Raw genomic sequence first — 15200 nt, forward strand, 5'->3', positions numbered from 1 at the left:
GCGCGCTCCTGCGGTCTCCCTGCATCATGTGCGTTGAAGCACGGTGACGCATCCAACGCTGTAATTCATGCAGTACCATGCAGGATAACGACGGTTCTAGCACCACGAGGGGCCTTGCACCATGGAGACCGAACGGGGGCATGCGTCCCCTGCCTACCTGACCACCGCCGAGGTGGCCGACTACCTGCGCCTCAAGGAGCGCAAGGTCTATGACCTGGTGCGCCAGGGGGCGATGCCCTGCGTGCGCGTGACCGGCAAGCTGCTCTTCCCCCGCCAGAGCATCGACCTCTGGCTGATGAATCACCTGGAGGGCGACCGGGCCAGCCGCCGGCCGGTGCCCCTGGTGCTCGCGGGCAGCCAGGATCCGCTGCTGGAGTGGGCGGTGCGCGAGAGCGGGGCGGGGCTGGCGCTGCTGTGTCACGGCAGCGGCGATGGAGTGCGGCGCCTGCTGGCCGGCGAGGCGATGGTGGCAGGGCTGCACCTGCTGGATGCGCACAGCGGCGGCTACAACCGGCCCGAGTCGCTGGGGCTCTCCGGCATGCGGGACCTGGTGATGGTGCGTTGGGCGACGCGGCGCCAGGGTCTGCTGCTGGCGCCGGACAACCCCCTGGGCATCACCGGCCTCGAGGCCCTGGCCGGGGACGCGGTGCGCCTGGCCCATCGCCAGCCCGATGCCGGGGCCCAGCGGCTGCTGACCTGGCTGCTGGCCCGGGCGGGGGTCGATGCCAGGCGGCTGCGCTTCACCGCGCACCCGTCGCTCAACGAGGACGACCTGGCGCTGGCGATCCGCCAGGGCGAGGCGGACGCCGGGCTCGGGGTCGAGGCAGCGGCCCGCCGCCAGGGGTTGGCCTTCGTGCCCCTGCATGAGGAGGCCTTCGACCTGGCCCTGTGGCGGCGAAGCTACTTCGAGCCGCCGATCCAGAGGCTTCTCGCCTTCGCCCGGGAAGCGCGTTTCGCCGAGCGGGCCGAGGCGCTGGGTGGCTATGACATCGGCGAACTCGGGCGGGTGGTCCATAACGCCTGACCGTTCCCGGTAGGGTGCCGAGACGGCACGAACTCTTGCCGTCCCATGCGCCGGTAGGGCGCGCTCGAGTGACGGAACGCTGCGGAATTCCCTCGGAACGACACGAAGACGCCACGGCGCGATGGCGAGCCGTGGCGGTGAGGGGGAGTGCTGCTTGCACCCCGATGATTTGGCCTGGGTGGAGCTCCATATCCGTCGCTTGGCGTCAGTGCCACCAGGGGTCGGGGGACGCGACGGTCGCCGCCGGTAATGCCCTCGCTCCCGTTGTGCGCGGTCCCACCCGTTTTTGCATCATGGCCGGTTCCATGGTGGATGTCTGCGTCTTTTCATGAAGACGTTTCGTGCGCTCTTCCAGATACACCGAGTCTGCCGCCATGACGGGAGAGATGGACAGCAGTGCGATGATCAGTGCCGAACTGCATACCATGAGTTTCATGGAAGTTGCCTCGTTGAGGTATCGAGGCAGTAACTGTCATCGGTAACCGATCCTGGGTGCCGAGTGACACCCCGATACCGGGGTAAGTGATACGACGCCATGCCTTGCCGGTATGGGCCGTGCCGTCGGCCTGGCGCTTCTCGAGGAGGCAAGAAGGTCGCCCATGCAGGACCCGCTTTCTGCTCAGAACGACAAGCTCATGGCTGGTGTGCAGGGGGATGATCGCCGTCAGGGAGGTCTGGCTTTGGCTGCTTAATTGTAGCCCACGACGCGTAAGCTGAATGGTTTCGATGTGAGATTTTTTTTCATCTATGGGCTTCACGAGTGACCTCCTGATGTACAAAAAGCTCTGCTTTATCGCTAGCTAAAATGAGGCCAATCCGTCTGGCATAAGGTAATTGCGTACTGAAATACTGGCTGTTCATCAGATCGATAAAGCTGTCTCGAAACCCGACTCTTTCTTCGTTCTTCGCGACGATCGGTCAGATTCGACAGGCCCCTGGCCCGTTCAAGGACCTGAATCATGACAGGGGCCGCAGGAAGGGAGACCAACTGCTAGAACTGATAGGCAGGCGGCGGGTCGTGGCAGCGTGATGCCCCGTCGCCGTGCTGCGGTGCCGAGGCGCCGCGAGTCCCATGGCTTCCATCCCGGAGGTACGCCATGCAACAGACCACGCAAACCACCAGCGAATACGTCGAGTTCTGGAACGACACCCTGGCCGACAAGTTCGATCGCTTCCAGGACATCCTGATGAACGGCCTGAGCTACCACAGCCGGGTTCCGCTCACGCGACTCGATATCGAACCCGGTAGCCGGATCCTCGATGTCGGCTGCGGCTGGGGCGATACCGCCATCGAGCTGGCACGCCGCACCGGTCCTTGGGGCGAGGTCCTGGGCCTGGACTGCGTCACACAGTTCCTTGAGGACGCCCAGCGCCGCGCCGCGGAGGCGGACGTCGACAACGTGCGCTTCATCGCCGCCGATGTCGAGCGCTACCCCTTCGAGCCTGAATGCGACCTGTGCTTCTCGCGCTTCGGCATGATGTTCTTCGAACATCCGGTAGTGGCCATGCGCAACGTCCACAAGGCGCTCAAGCCGGGCGGTAAGCTGATGTTCATCGTCTGGCGCGATATCGAGGACAACCCCTGGCTGGGGCTGCCCAAACAGGTGGTGCTGGACTTCCTGCCACCGCCCGGCGAGGACGCCCGCACCTGTGGCCCGGGGCCCTTCTCCATGGCCAATCCCGAGGTGGTTACCCAGCAGCTGGAGATCGCCGGCTTCGAGAACATTGCCTTCGAACGCAACGACGGGCCGGTCGAGGTGGGCGACTCGGTGGAGAACGCCATGCGCTTCCAGCTCGCCCTGGGGCCGGCCGGGGAGGTGTTCCGCGAGGCCGGCGAGGAGGCCGAGCGGCAGCGCCCGCAGATCGAGGAGGCGCTGCGCCAGGCCCTGGCCCCCTTCGAGCAGGACGACAAGATCGTCATGGGCTCAAGCTCCTGGACCATCACCGCGCGCAAGCCGGAAGGTTGAGCTCGCACCGACCGAGCCGGCCAACGCTACTGCGGCGGCCCCCGAGGCGGCGTGGGCAACCTCGGCCTTGCAGCCGTCGTCGATGCCCGCGGCGGGGGCCGCTCGCTCGATGCAGGGGCCCCAACCGAATCGGCGTCGCGTTCGGCGCGTTGCTAGCGCAGGCGACGCCGTTCCTGCAGGGTGAGAACCGCCAGGGTCAATGCCGTGATCGGGAGCACGAAGTAGAGCATGGTGGCGCCGAAGCCCGGCAGTGCATCGTGCTGGGCTGCCGCAAGGATCAGGTAGAGGGTGTAGGCCAGGTAGTAGGCGAGCAACGCCCCGCCCTCCCAGCGACTGATCACGCCCCCCGTGAAACCGATCGGCAGGCAGGCCAGCGCTACGGCAATCATCACCGGGATATCGAAGCCCACCAGGGCCGGTGGCACGGCAATCGCCGAGGCTGACAGCAACCCGGTCAGCCCCAGCACGCCGAGGATGTTGAAGACGTTGCTGCCGATCACGTTGCCCACGGCGATGTCGCGTTCGCCGCGCAGGGCGGCGATGATCGAGGTGACCACCTCGGGCAGCGAGGTGCCCGCCGCGATGATCGTCAGACCGATGACCTGCTCGCTGACCCCCAGGAAGGCCGCGAACGCCACTGCCCCCTCCACGAACCAGCGTGAGCCCAGCACCAGCAGGGCCAATCCGCCCACCACCAGTGCCAGGCTGAAGGCCCAGTGGGTCTGTCCCGAGGCCGGCGACTCGCTGCTGTCCTCAGGCTGGGCGCGCGCATTCTGATAGAACAGGAAGGCCAGGTACGCGGCCAGTCCCGCCAACAGCAGCCCCCCATCGAAACGACCCATTACGCCATCCAGTGCCAGCAGCAGCATCGCCACCGATAGCCCGATCATCAGCGGAATGTCGATGCGCACCAGCTGCTGGGCCACCGCCAGGGGAACGATCAGTGCCGAGACGCCGAGAATGAAGAGCACGTTGAAGATATTGCTGCCCACCACGTTGCCAAGGGCAATGCCCGCTTGGCCATCGCTGGCGGCCTTGAGGCTCACCGCCAGCTCGGGGGAGCTCGTGCCGAAGGCTACCACCGTCAGGCCGATGATCAGCGGCGTGATGCCCAGCCGTTCGGCCAGGCGAGATGCACCCCGCACCAGTCCCTCGGCCCCCACAATCAACAGCACCAGTCCGGCCACGAAGGCGGCAATGGTCATGGCTTCGACTCCTGTCATCCGGTCGCTCGGCTCAAGTAAGCGTCGGGCCGGGTGGAGTCGCTGTCCAGCAAAACCTGATGCGTGGCTTCGGCGTGACGGGGCCCGGCGCCATCACTCGCCGGGCCCTTACGGCTACGCTCCCGGCCGGTGTCACACCTCCAGGCGCGCTTCCGGGCTTCCTTCCAGCGCCTTCGCCACGGCCTCGATGGCCTGCGGGCCGGCCGGGTCGCTGGGAGCCGCGCACCAGGCCTCGAATATCACGGATGCCAGGGCCGCGATACCGTCCTCGGCGACCGGCAGGTGGCCGGAGAGCAGGGTAGTCGGTGCCAGGCGCTCGAGGGCATGCAGCGAGCGTCCCAGGGCATCCCGGTCGCTCGTAGCCAGCCAGGGGGCGTCGATCGCCGACCAGGTCACCAGGCCGTCGCGCAGCGCGCTCGCCTCGATCGCCGTTACGCTGTCGGCCGGGGCGGGGAGCAGGGCGCCGAAGCTGTCGGCGGCGAACAGGGTACGCGAGCGAGTGTCGAGAAAGCCCAGCGTCTCCGGCGCGTCGTAGTAGGGCGGCCGCAGCGGCACCAGCTCGCGGTCGCCGAGCGTCAAGCGGGCACCGGGTTCCAGTAACTGCACACGGCCGGTGTCGAGGCCGAGCAGGCCCATCTTGCCCATGCCGAGGAAGTTGGTGACGACCCGGGCCCGGGGGGCACGTTGCAGTATTCGGGTGAGGTTGCCGATATGGTCGGCATCGGTGTGGCTCAACCAGATCCAGCGCAGGTCGGCGAGGTCGATCTCTGCCTGCAGGGCCTCGAGGAAGGCATCGCCGAGAGCGGCCAGGCCGGTGTCGACCAGTACCGGCTCGCGTCCCTTGTGCAGGAAGGCATTCACCGTCAAGCCACCCATGCCCTGCAGGGGCAGGAAGGCGGGCAGCACACACCAGTCGCACCCGGCATCCCGGGTCGGCAGCATCAGGGGGAGAGTGTCGGTCATCGCGGGACTCCGTGGTCATTGTTGGAGTTAGTGAACACGTATGTTCACTGAAATATTGATAGGCCCGCAGGCGGCGCTTGTCAATATTTGAGTGAACAGGTATGTTCAATAAATGGCCGAGAAACGTCGTTACACCCAGCGCAAGCGTGCCGCCGGCCGGGAGGAGACCCGCGAACGCATCGTCGAGGCGACGATGCAACTCCACGAGGAGGTCGGACCGCGCGCCACCACCATCAGTGCCATCGCCCAGCGCGCCGGCGTACAGCGCCTGACCGTCTACCGCCACTTCCCCGACGAGACGGCGGTCTTCGCGGCCTGCACGTCGCGCTGGCTGGAACTGCACCCACCGCCGGACCCCGCCGAGTGGGCTGCCTCCGAGGCGGGCGTGGCGCACGTGCGCGCCACCCTGCGGGCCTTCTACCGCTACTACCGCGCTACCCAGCGCATGTGGCGTGCCGCCCACCGCGACGCGTCCGAGGTCCCGGCGCTCCAGGCGCCCATGGCGGCATTTCGCGACCATCTGCGCCAGGTGAGCGAGGACTTGCACGAGCACCTCGGGGCGACCGAGGACCCGCGCCTGGCGATCACGCTCCAGCACGGCCTGGCGTTCACCACCTGGGCCTCGCTCGAGGCCCAGGGGCTCGACGATGCGGTCATGGCGGAGCTGGTGGTGGCGTGGCTGGAGGGGCTCACCGGCTGACCCTGTCGCAGGCCGGTGCCGCAGAATCGGCAGTGGCCGTCGTCGGTCAGGTTCCGGCTCCAGAGGGTGACCCCGTCGCGCTCGATCAGCAACTCGCTGCAGCGGTGAATGCTTGCACTGACGTGACGCCAGGACGCGGGCCCGTCAGGCGGGCCCGCGTCCTGACAGGTACCCGTCATAAGTCTTAGAAGCGGGAGGCCGGCAACCAGACGTCGGCTCTCGCCCAGGCCCGTTCGAACGCCTGGCCGGCCTCGGCTGCCTCGGTGTCCCTTCCCTGGGCCGTGAGGCTCTGCTCGAGCCCCTTGAGCGACCAACCGTTGTCGGGGTGTACCGCCAGGGCGTCGCGATAGATCGATTCTGCCTCCTGGGCGTGCCCAGCCTCCAGCAGCACCGCTCCGAGCACATGGCGGGCGGGTATCGGCCAGGGCTCTGGCTCGGAGTAGCCGAGGCCGTCCTCCAGGGCGATGGCTGCCTGCAGCTGTTCGCGCGCCTCATCGAGGCGCCCCGCCTCGGCGGCGATTTCGCCGGCCAGGATACCGACCGCGATGCCCAGCAGATCGCGCTGCGCATGCCGGAAGAAGTGATAGGTGGCATCGTCCGGGGTCGCCTCCCGAGTGGCGCGGATCTGCGCCAGGGTGTCCCGGGCCGCTTCGGCATCACCGGTACGCAACTGCGCCAGCCCTTGCGCGAAGTGCCACATGGCGGCCTGGAAGGCCGCGTCTGGCGCACCTTCCTGGTTCAGTAGTTCGTCCCAGCGGCCGAAGCGGGCGAGCTGCAGGCTGTGGTGGAAGATATCTTCCGCGCGTTCGCGACCGATGTCCCGAGCGGCCGAAAGGGCGACGCCGCTCTGCCCGTCCATCCAGGCGGAATAGACCAGCATCAGGGTATTGTGGGGCGCATAGGTGCTCACGGCCGCGTCGTGGCGGGCCGCCTGGTCCCTCTGGCGCGCTCGCTGGTTGGCGCGGACGCTGTCGCCGTAGCGGCCGATGTTCATGTAGATGTGTGAGGGCATGTGCTGAATATGGCTCACTCCCGGGATGGCGTCGGCCAGCCGGTCGGCGCAGGCCTCGGCGCGGGTCGGCTCATAGGCTTCCACGGTGTGGACATAGAGGTGGCAGGCGCCGCCATGGCCCAGTTCGGCGTCCAACACGGTTTCCAGTTCCTCGATCACCGTCTGTGTCTCCGGGTAGGGTTCGCCATCTGCCTGGTAGAGATCCCAGGGGCGGTACAGCATCAGCGATTCGGCATAGAGGGTGCGTATGTCAAGGTCGTCGGGATGTGCCGCCACGGCCTCTTCCATGGCCTCGGCGTAGCGGCGGGTCGCCTGCTGCGGGTCGCTATCGTCGTCGGAGGGCGGGTAGCGCAAGGCCATGGCCTCGATCAACGCCTGCTCCCAGGGCGCGGCCTCATCGGCCAGCTCCAGGGCTCGCTGGGCCGCCGCGTTGGCGTCCTGCGGATCACCGACGCCTCCCGGATTGTTCTGATAGGGGCCCAGCGCCCAGGCTTCCCCCCAGGCACAGAGGGCGCAGCCGGGGTCGTGCTGCTGTGCGGCCCGGAAGGAGCGGATCGCTTCCGGTCGAGCGAAACCGTAGGCGAGACGCAGCCCCTGATTGAAGTAGGCCTGGGCCTGCTCGGAGTCCGTGGTAATGGTGCGGCCATACTCCCCCAGGCTATCGAAGCGCGGTATCTCGGCGCCGTGGGCGGGGACGATCCATGCCACGCTGGCCATGGCCAGTGCGCAGGCGGGCGTGCTCATGTTGGCTTTCATGGTGACCTCCCATCGGTCGTGGTTTCCAGGATTGCGGCAGACGCTTGTCGTCCGCCAGTCTCCTGGGTTCCACAATCCCCTTGGCTGGCCGCTCTTGCCAGTGCCAAACGGGTCAGAAACGGTCCCTTCCGGTCAGCGTGGCGGGGCACAGGGCGGTGAGCGTTTCCCCCGGGTGCTCGCGTGCCGCAGGCCTTGGTCCGCTCACCGGCTCAGGCACCACCTCGGCCAGGGTCTCGGCACTGGCGGCGCCGGCCCCATTGGCCGGGGGGCCGTCGAACTCGCTGGTCATGGGAAAGGCCTCCTCGACGCCTTGAGACTGTCCGGCCCCGGCGGCGTTCCGGTGGCCACGGGGCAGGCGGAGGGAGAAGGGCGCCGGCCGAACGGGCCGGCGCGAAGTCAGGCACCGAGCGCGGTAGGCAGGCCCCGGGGCATGGCGCCATGGCGGTGATCCCGGGCCAGCCAGGCGACGAGATGGGCGCTGAGCTCCCGGGCATCGTCATCGGCCCCGTGGATGAAGCTCGACTTGCGCCGGCGCAGGAACGGCAGGCCCAGCACGTAGAGCCCCGGGGCGTCGACCACGCCGCCGTGGTGGCGCAGCTGCCCCTTGCGGTCGAGCACCGGCACCTGCAGCCAGCTGTAGTCGGGGCGATAGCCGGTGGCCCACAGCACGGTGCGGATCTCGCCCCGGGCGAGATCCAGCCCCAGGCAGGGGACGTTCGGCAGGCGGGTCGGCGGGAAGCGCTCCGGCGCCTCGAGGCAGCCCTCCAGCCCGCGGGTCCGCGCCCAGGCATCGAGGGTGTCGAGCAGCCGTCCCAGCTTGAGGTCCGCCGCGGCGCAGTGGGCCGACAGCGAGCCGGAGAACTGCAGCCGGGTCTCCTGCAGCCCCACCAGCCGGCCGACCAGTCTGACGCCCCGCGCGCTCAGGGCATTCAGGTCCAGGGTGGCGGGGACGTCGCCGCCGGCCAGCTGCGGCGAGGGCAGGCGGCGGGCCCGCTCGATGTCGTCCACCTCGTCGAAGCGCTGGTCGTGGATGCCGGCCGCCTCCAGCCACCACTGGATATCCCGGCCCCGATAGCGGCGCGGCAGTCGCACATGCTCGCCCACCGACAGGGTCACCGCATGACCGGCGCGCTGGAACTCGTCGGCCAGCTGCAGCCCGGTGGCCGAGGCCCCTACCACCAGCACGCCGCCCGGCGCCAGCTGGCCCGGGTGGCGATACTCCCCGGGCGTCAGGCGGTCGACCGATGCCGGGAGCGCCCGGTCCAGGGCCGGCACCCGGGGCAGGTTGAAGGCGCCACTGGCGATCACCACCGCCCGGCAGCGCCACTCGCCCCGGTCGGTGATCACCCGGTAGCCATCGTCTGCCGGCCGGACCGAGCGCACCCTGGTGCCGGCCTGTACCGGGGCCGAGAGTCGTCGGGCATAGTCGCCAAGGAAGTCGACCACCTGGGGCATGGACATGAAGCCGTCCGGGTCGGGCCCCGCGTAGCGGAGCCCGGGCAGCCGGCATTGCCAGTTGGGGGTCAGCAGCCTGAGCGAGTCCCATCGCTCGTGGCGCCACGCGTTGCCTACCTCGCCACGCTCCAGCAGCACATGCTCGATGCCGGCCCGGCCGAGGTAGTGGCTCATGGCGAGCCCGGCCTGGCCCGCGCCGATGACCACCACGGTCACCGCGCGGGCCGGGCGGTGCTGCCGGCCTGGACGCTCCTCGCTCATTTCACCTGCACCGAGACGTGGGTGGGGTTGGTGAGGATGTCGAAGACGGCCGAGCGCTTCTGCGACTGGGCGACCAGGGCCTCGATCTCCTCGCGGGTGGCGTCGGCATCGATCTCGAAGGTGACGCGGACGTCGTCGAAGCCGTTGCGCACGTCGCGGTCCATGCCGAGGATGCCCTGGATGTCCATGTCGCCCTCCAGGCTGGCCCTGATCGAATGGAGCTGGATGCCACGGCGCTGGGCGACGGCGGCGATGCCGGCGGTCAGGCAGCCGGCGAGGCCCACGAGCACGTACTCCACGGGGGTCGGGCCATGGTCCTCGGAGGCGAAGACCTCGGGGTGGTCGGTATCGAAGGCGAAGCGGGTCTTGTGGCGCTGCTCCTCGCCGAGGCCGTGGAAGCCCTCGACGGTGGCGCGGCTATGGGTGCCCATCACCCAGTCGCAGCTGGTGCGCCAGGTGAAGCGTGCGGCCTCGGGGGCCTGGGACAGGGCCTCGCGGGCGCCCAGCAGGGCGGTGACGTTGACGCCGTTGTCGATCTCGCGGATGGCGGTCTGCATGGTGATCTCTCCTCGGGGATTGTCGTGGTATGGCGGGTGGGCTCACCCGTCAGGCACGACTCTGGGGCCGGCACGTGGGACCCAGCGTGGGAGAGCACGTGGTTTTTCAGAGGGCGAGCGTTGAATCGGCCGGAGGGCCGGGGAGGATCGCGCGGAAGGCCCAGACGCGCTCCAGCGGCATGCCGGCCTGATGCTGGGCGATACGCACTGACTCGGCATCGGGGGCCCGGTAGAGGCAGAGCATGCGTCGGGCGTCCTGCGAGAGAAGGGTGCGCACGAAGCGCACCCGGTGGTTCTGCAGGCAGGCCGCGCCGGCCTCCTCGCGGGCCTGGATCGCCGCGAGGCTGACCGGCGCGGCGAAGGCGCGCTCCACCAGCACGTTGGCCTCGGCGAGCGCCCCGGCGTCGAGTCCCGGTGCGTCGTGCAGCGTGCCGGGCCAGAGGGTGGTGACCTCGGCGCCTGCCTGGCGCAGGGCGTTGCGCGCGGACTCGACATCCGGCGCCCGGAAGCGGCAGACCATGCGTCGGCCGTCCCGCGCCAGCAGGCTGCCTTGCCAGGCAACGCCATGCAGGGCCAGGCAGCCTTCCGCTTCCAGCGACACCGAGCGCACGAATTCCGCCGTGAGTGGCCTCGAGAAGCAGCGTTCCAGGACGATATCCATCATGCGGCGCCCTCCGGCTTGCTGTCGGCCACCCGGAGGCGAGCCCAGCGGGCGACCGGCCGCCGGGCGATCTCGGCCGCCGCCTGGGCATGGTCGCGTTGCGCGTCGATGTCGCCGGTCGCCCGATGGGCCTCGGCCAGCACGCCGTGGGCGAGCAGCTGCTCGGTGGCACGCTCCAGGAGCCGGGCGTGCGTCAGGGCCTCCCCGGCCCGCGCGATGGCGTCGAGCGCTCGGCCGCGCTTGAGGTCGAGCTGGGCCGCGTGGATCAGCAGGCAGCAGAGCCGGTGCTTGGCGTCGGCGTCACGCAGCGTTGCCAGGGCGGTCTCCAGGGGGGACGCCTGGTCCTCCAGGGCCTGGTCCTCCAGGGCATAGCGGCAGAGCGCGAGGGCGGCGCAGGCGAAGGGTGCCTCGCTGCCCTCGCGCAGCTTCTCGCCGATCTCCGCGAGGGTGATGCCGCGCTTCAGGGCCTCTGGGAAGCGGCCCCGCTCCAGCTCCAGCATCAGCAGGCCCTCGTTGGCCTGGAACTCGCCGAGCCGATCCCCGCTGGCCTTGCACAGGGTCCGCGCCTCCTTGAAGTGTCCCTCCGCCTCGTCCAGCCGGTTGTCGTGAAAGCGCATCAGCGCAAGCGCCATGGGGATGGCGGGGTGACTCAGCCGCTGCCGGTCGGCCAGCGCGCGGGCGTCGTCGAGCATCCCGGCGGCGCGGTCGAGGTCGCGCTCCAGCATCGCCAGGCACTTCGCCGTCTCCGCCATGGCGATGATCTGGTCCCGGTCGTCGGCGCTGTGAGTGACCCGCTCGGCCTGCAGGGCCTCCTCGTGGGCATCCCGCCACTGGCCATGCGACCAGCGAACCTGGCTGGCGAGCTGGTAGCCGAGCCGCGCATGGGCGAGGGCACCATGCTCCAGGGCCTGTTCGGCCAGGGTCACCAGTTCCCTGGCCGTGTCCTGCCAGTCCGCCAGGGGGGCGGCATGAAGCATCACGTCCCGCAGCTCGAGCAGCAGGCAGACCCGGCGAGCGCCGGTGAGTCGCTCGGCCATCTCGACGCCCTGGCGGGCGAGGCGCAGGGCCTCGTCGTTGGCGAAGAAGCGCAGGCAGACCCGTCCGGCCGCGACCAGGGCCTCGGCGGCCAGTTCCGGGTCACCGCCCCGTCGGGCGTGGTGCGCCAGCTCGGCGGCACTGTCCAGGTCGAGGTGGGCATCGCCGAGCCGCTGTTCGGCGACATGGCGGTGCATCAGCTGGCGCCGCGCCGGGGAGATCGCCTCATAGAGGCGGCGCGGCAGGTCGCCGTCGGCGAAGCACAGCCCGTGTTCGGTGGCCTGCAGCAGGCCGCGTCGCTCGGCGACCTCGAGGGCCGCGCCGATGCGCTGGGCCTCGAGCCCGCTCAGCCGGGCCAATACGGTGACATTCGGGCAGGCGCCCAGCAGCGCGGCCCAGCGCAGGACCTCCAGGGGCTCTCCCTCGAGAGGCGCTCCCTCGAGGGAGACGGGCGGCGCGGCGTCCGGGGGCGTTGCCGGCGAGGGGGCCGCCGCCTGCGGCAGCGCCTCGTTGGCCTGGCGGGGCAGCGGGGGGCCGGTGGCGGGATGGACGGCCGGCGCCCGCCGGGCGCGCAGCAGGGCGCCGCTCGAGGGGAGGCCGGCCTCGCCGAGCAGGCGCAGGCCCAGCCGGTAGTGCTGCTCCGCTTCCCGAGGGCGATTGAGGCTCATCAGCAGCCGGACCAGCCGGGCGCGGGCGTCCTCGTCGAAGGGCGCCAGCCGGACCAGCGCATGGGCATGGATCAGGGCCCGCTCGGGGGCCTCGGCCAGGCGACTGACCAGCGTCGAGAGCAGCGCGATCTGGGCACGCAGGGCCCGCTCCCGCTCGGCCAGGCACCAGCTGTGGAAGTCGTGGAAGTTCGGCAGCTCGAGCCCTTGCAGGAAGGGGCCGCGATAGCGGGCGGCGATGCGCTCCAGCCGCGCGATGTCGTCCTGTTCGAGTCCCTCCCCCTGGACGCCGTGCAGGGCCAGGAGGTCGACATCCAGGTCGTCGGTATCGAGCGACGCGCCGAGGCGGTCGGCGATGATGCGCGGCCTGCCCGGCTCATCCACCAGCCGGCGCAGTTTCGACAGGCTCCAGCGCAGCGAACCGCGAGGGTCGTCGGGAATCTCCCACAGCAGGTCGCAGAGGTGCTCGCGACAGAGGGGGCGGCCGTTCACCGCCAGGTAGGCCAGCAGGGCGCGGGTCTTCTTCGACGGCGGGAGGGTCAGCACCCGGCCATCCCGAACCACCTCGAGATCGCCGAGCACGTTGAGGGTCAGTGCGTTCATCGCCTGCCCCCTCCCAGGAGAGAGACCACCCTTGAGTATAGCGCGCCTGGTACCCGCGCCCGCGGGGCGCGATCGGAAAAATACCACGCTGGCTACCACGCCCGCTCCCTCGGCGCCGGCGCAGGCTGACCCTGCAAGGCACCGATCCCGCTACCGAGGAGCAGCGACATGGCACGCTACGACAGTATCCTGGACACCATCGGCCGCACGCCGCTGGTGCGGCTCGACCGGCTCGCCCCCGCCGGGGTGAACCTCTACGTGAAGCTCGAGGCCTTCAATCCCATGGGCTCGGTCAAGGACCGCATGGCCCTGGCGGTCATCGAGCAGGCGGAACGCGACGGCGCACTGCGCCCCGGCCAGACGGTGATCGAGGCGACCAGCGGCAATACCGGCATCGGGCTCGCCATGGTCTGCGCGCGCAAGGGCTATCCGCTGGTGGTGACCATGGCGGAGAGCTTCAGCGTGGAGCGGCGCAAGCTGCTGCGCTTCCTGGGGGCCAGGGTGGTGCTGACCCCCGCGGCCGAGAAGGGCACCGGCATGCTCAACAAGGCGGTGGAGCTGGCCCAACGCCACGGCTACTTCCTCTGCCGGCAGTTCGAGAACGAGGCCAACGCCGAGGTGCACTCGCGGACCACGGCGCGGGAGATCCTCGACGACGTCCGCGGGGACTCCCTGCACGCCTGGGTCACCGGCTTCGGCACGGGCGGCACCCTCAAGGGGGTGGCCAGGGTGCTCAAGCAGGCGGACCCGACGACTCGCGTGATCGTCGCCGAGCCCGACAACGCCGCCCTGCTGGGCAGCGGCATCGCGCAGCCGCGGGATGCCCGCGGCGCCCCCACGGCCAGCCATCCGCGCTTCCGCCCCCACCTGATGCAGGGCTGGAGCCCGGACTTCATCTCGCGGCTCACCCAGGACGCCCTGGCGGCGCAGCATGTCGATGAGGTGGTGCCGGTGGCGGGCGACGAGGCGCTGCGGCTGTCCCGTGAGCTGGCCCGTCGCGAGGGCATCTTCGTCGGCATCTCCAGCGGGGCTACCCTGGCCGCCGCGCTGGACGTGGCGCGCCGTTCACCGCCCGGCAGCAACATCGTCTGCATGCTGCCGGACACCGGCGAGCGCTACCTCTCCACGCCGCTGTTCGATGGCATCGGCGAGGCGATGAACGACGAGGAGCTTGCCCTGTCGCGCTCCACGCCGGGCTACCGCTTCGATGCCCCCGCGGCGCCACCCCGCTCCGCGGAGGCGACCCCGGCGGCGCCGGTGGCGCTGGATCCCGAGGCCGAACGCTTCGTCGACGTGACCGTGGCGGGTGAGCCGGTGGTGATGTTCGCCCTGGAGTGGTGCGAGTTCTGCTGGTCGGTGCGCAAGCTCTTCGCGCGCCTGGGGATCGACTACCGCAGCGTCGACCTCGACGCGGTGGCCTACCAGGAGGGCGACCTGGGTGGCAGGATCCGCGCGGTACTGGCCGCGCGCACCGGGGCCACCACCATCCCGCGGATCTTCGTCGGCGGCGAGTCGATCGGGGGCTGCATCGAGCTCTTCGATGCCTGGCGGGATGGCTCGTTGCGCCGGCGTCTGGAGGCCCGCGGCATCGCCTATCGCCGCGATGTGGAGGTTGACCCCTATGACCTGCTGCCGGGCTGGCTGCATCCGCGCACCAGCGTGGCATGAGCGGGAGGCACGACAGATGAGCTTCATCGACACGATGGCGCCCGAGCAGGCCTCGGGCGAGGTGCAGGCCATGTACCGGCGCCAGCAGGCCCACTTCGGCTACCTGCCCAACTATGCCCGGGTGTTCTGCCATCGCCCCGAGGTGATGGCGAGCTGGGCGGCCCTGCTGGCGAGCATCCGGCGTCACGTCGACCCGCGGCGATTCGAGCTCGTGACCCTGGCCGCGGCGCGGGCACTGGGTAACTCCTACTGCGCCCTGGCCCACGGCCAGGCGCTGGCGGGACTGGTGGGCACGCCGCAGCTGCAGGCGCTCCTCGAGGGCAGGGACACGCTCGACGCAGCCGAGCGGGAGATGATGGCCCTGGCCACGAAGGTGGCCGATGACGCTGCCGGGGTGACCCAGGCCGACATCGACCGCCTTCGGGCACACGGGCTCGCCGATGACGAGATCTTCGACATCGTGGCCGTGGCCGCCGCGCGGGCCTTCTTCACCAAGGTGCTGGACGGCCTCGGTGCCCAGGCCGATGTCGCCTACCGGGAGATGGCGCCCGAGCTGCGCGAGGCGCTCACCGTGGGACGCCCCATCGCCGCCGGGGACGAGCGGCGGGAGATGCCCTTGGCACAGCCCTCGGCCGAGGCGTAGCGGGCCA

14 protein-coding genes are annotated in these 15200 nt (G+C 70.0%); 5 read left to right on the plus strand and 9 right to left on the minus strand.

The window, feature by feature from the left end; translation table 11 throughout:
- Positions 1 to 121 precede the first annotated feature (121 nt).
- Complete coding sequence (locus QLQ86_RS04920) at positions 122 to 1024, plus strand: helix-turn-helix transcriptional regulator (protein ID WP_282816098.1); 903 nt, start codon at positions 122 to 124, stop codon at positions 1022 to 1024.
- A gap of 205 nt (positions 1025 to 1229) precedes the next feature.
- Here QLQ86_RS04920 and QLQ86_RS04925 read toward each other — a convergent pair whose 3' ends face one another.
- Positions 1230 to 1460: a hypothetical protein gene (locus tag QLQ86_RS04925; RefSeq protein WP_282816099.1), complete on the minus strand. Its 231-nt coding sequence runs from the start codon at positions 1458 to 1460 to the stop codon at positions 1230 to 1232.
- 661 nt (positions 1461 to 2121) lie between these two features.
- On the opposite strand from QLQ86_RS04925, the gene QLQ86_RS04930 reads away from it, so the two are divergent.
- A complete protein-coding gene (locus tag QLQ86_RS04930; protein ID WP_282816100.1) occupies positions 2122 to 2991 on the plus strand; it encodes a class I SAM-dependent methyltransferase in 870 nt (289 codons plus the stop codon).
- Positions 2992 to 3143: 152 nt separating this feature from the next.
- Here the strand turns inward: QLQ86_RS04930 and QLQ86_RS04935 are convergent, their stop codons facing one another.
- Both QLQ86_RS04935 and QLQ86_RS04940 read right to left on the minus strand, forming a co-directional pair.
- Entirely contained in the window at positions 3144 to 4196 is a 1053-nt protein-coding gene (locus QLQ86_RS04935; RefSeq protein WP_282816101.1) for a calcium/sodium antiporter, read from the minus strand.
- Positions 4197 to 4346: 150 nt separating this feature from the next.
- Positions 4347 to 5177 carry an oxygen-binding di-iron domain-containing protein gene (locus QLQ86_RS04940; protein ID WP_282816102.1) on the minus strand — a complete coding sequence of 277 codons (831 nt, stop codon included), beginning with the start codon at positions 5175 to 5177 and terminating at the stop codon, positions 4347 to 4349.
- A 112-nt stretch (positions 5178 to 5289) separates the two neighbouring features.
- Between QLQ86_RS04940 and QLQ86_RS04945 the strand changes: the two genes are divergently transcribed.
- Positions 5290 to 5877, plus strand: coding sequence for a TetR/AcrR family transcriptional regulator (locus QLQ86_RS04945; protein WP_282734680.1), 588 nt, complete (start codon positions 5290 to 5292; stop codon positions 5875 to 5877).
- Between the two features lie 184 nt (positions 5878 to 6061).
- Here the strand turns inward: QLQ86_RS04945 and QLQ86_RS04950 are convergent, their stop codons facing one another.
- The 6 genes from QLQ86_RS04950 to QLQ86_RS04975 all read right to left on the minus strand — a co-directional run bounded on the left by QLQ86_RS04950 (position 6062) and on the right by QLQ86_RS04975 (position 12882).
- Positions 6062 to 7645, minus strand: coding sequence for a tetratricopeptide repeat protein (locus QLQ86_RS04950; protein WP_282816103.1), 1584 nt, complete (start codon positions 7643 to 7645; stop codon positions 6062 to 6064).
- A gap of 112 nt (positions 7646 to 7757) precedes the next feature.
- Entirely contained in the window at positions 7758 to 7934 is a 177-nt protein-coding gene (locus QLQ86_RS04955) for a hypothetical protein (protein ID WP_282816104.1), read from the minus strand.
- Between the two features lie 107 nt (positions 7935 to 8041).
- The gene (locus tag QLQ86_RS04960) at positions 8042 to 9361 is read right to left on the minus strand and encodes an NAD(P)-binding domain-containing protein (RefSeq protein ID WP_282816105.1); all 1320 of its coding nucleotides are present in this window, start codon (positions 9359 to 9361) and stop codon (positions 8042 to 8044) included.
- The gene (locus tag QLQ86_RS04965) at positions 9358 to 9918 is read right to left on the minus strand and encodes an OsmC family protein (RefSeq protein WP_282816106.1); all 561 of its coding nucleotides are present in this window, start codon (positions 9916 to 9918) and stop codon (positions 9358 to 9360) included. Before QLQ86_RS04965 ends, QLQ86_RS04960 begins: the two co-directional genes overlap by 4 nt.
- Before the next feature lie 106 nt (positions 9919 to 10024).
- Positions 10025 to 10582, minus strand: a complete 558-nt coding sequence (locus tag QLQ86_RS04970; RefSeq protein WP_282816107.1) for a nickel-binding protein — start codon at positions 10580 to 10582, stop codon at positions 10025 to 10027.
- Complete coding sequence (locus QLQ86_RS04975; protein ID WP_282816108.1) at positions 10579 to 12882, minus strand: BTAD domain-containing putative transcriptional regulator; 2304 nt, start codon at positions 12880 to 12882, stop codon at positions 10579 to 10581. Before QLQ86_RS04975 ends, QLQ86_RS04970 begins: the two co-directional genes overlap by 4 nt.
- Before the next feature lie 168 nt (positions 12883 to 13050).
- Here QLQ86_RS04975 and cysK point away from each other — a divergent pair, with 168 nt between their 5' ends.
- Together cysK and QLQ86_RS04985 are read left to right on the plus strand one after the other, a co-directional pair.
- Complete coding sequence (gene cysK / locus QLQ86_RS04980; protein WP_282816109.1) at positions 13051 to 14550, plus strand: cysteine synthase A; 1500 nt, start codon at positions 13051 to 13053, stop codon at positions 14548 to 14550.
- Between the two features lie 16 nt (positions 14551 to 14566).
- Complete coding sequence (locus QLQ86_RS04985; RefSeq protein ID WP_282816110.1) at positions 14567 to 15193, plus strand: carboxymuconolactone decarboxylase family protein; 627 nt, start codon at positions 14567 to 14569, stop codon at positions 15191 to 15193.
- Positions 15194 to 15200: the final 7 nt, after the last annotated feature.

Origin of the sequence: Halomonas rhizosphaerae, from assembly GCF_030012485.1 — a bacterium.
GTDB lineage: Bacteria > Pseudomonadota > Gammaproteobacteria > Pseudomonadales > Halomonadaceae > Halomonas > Halomonas rhizosphaerae.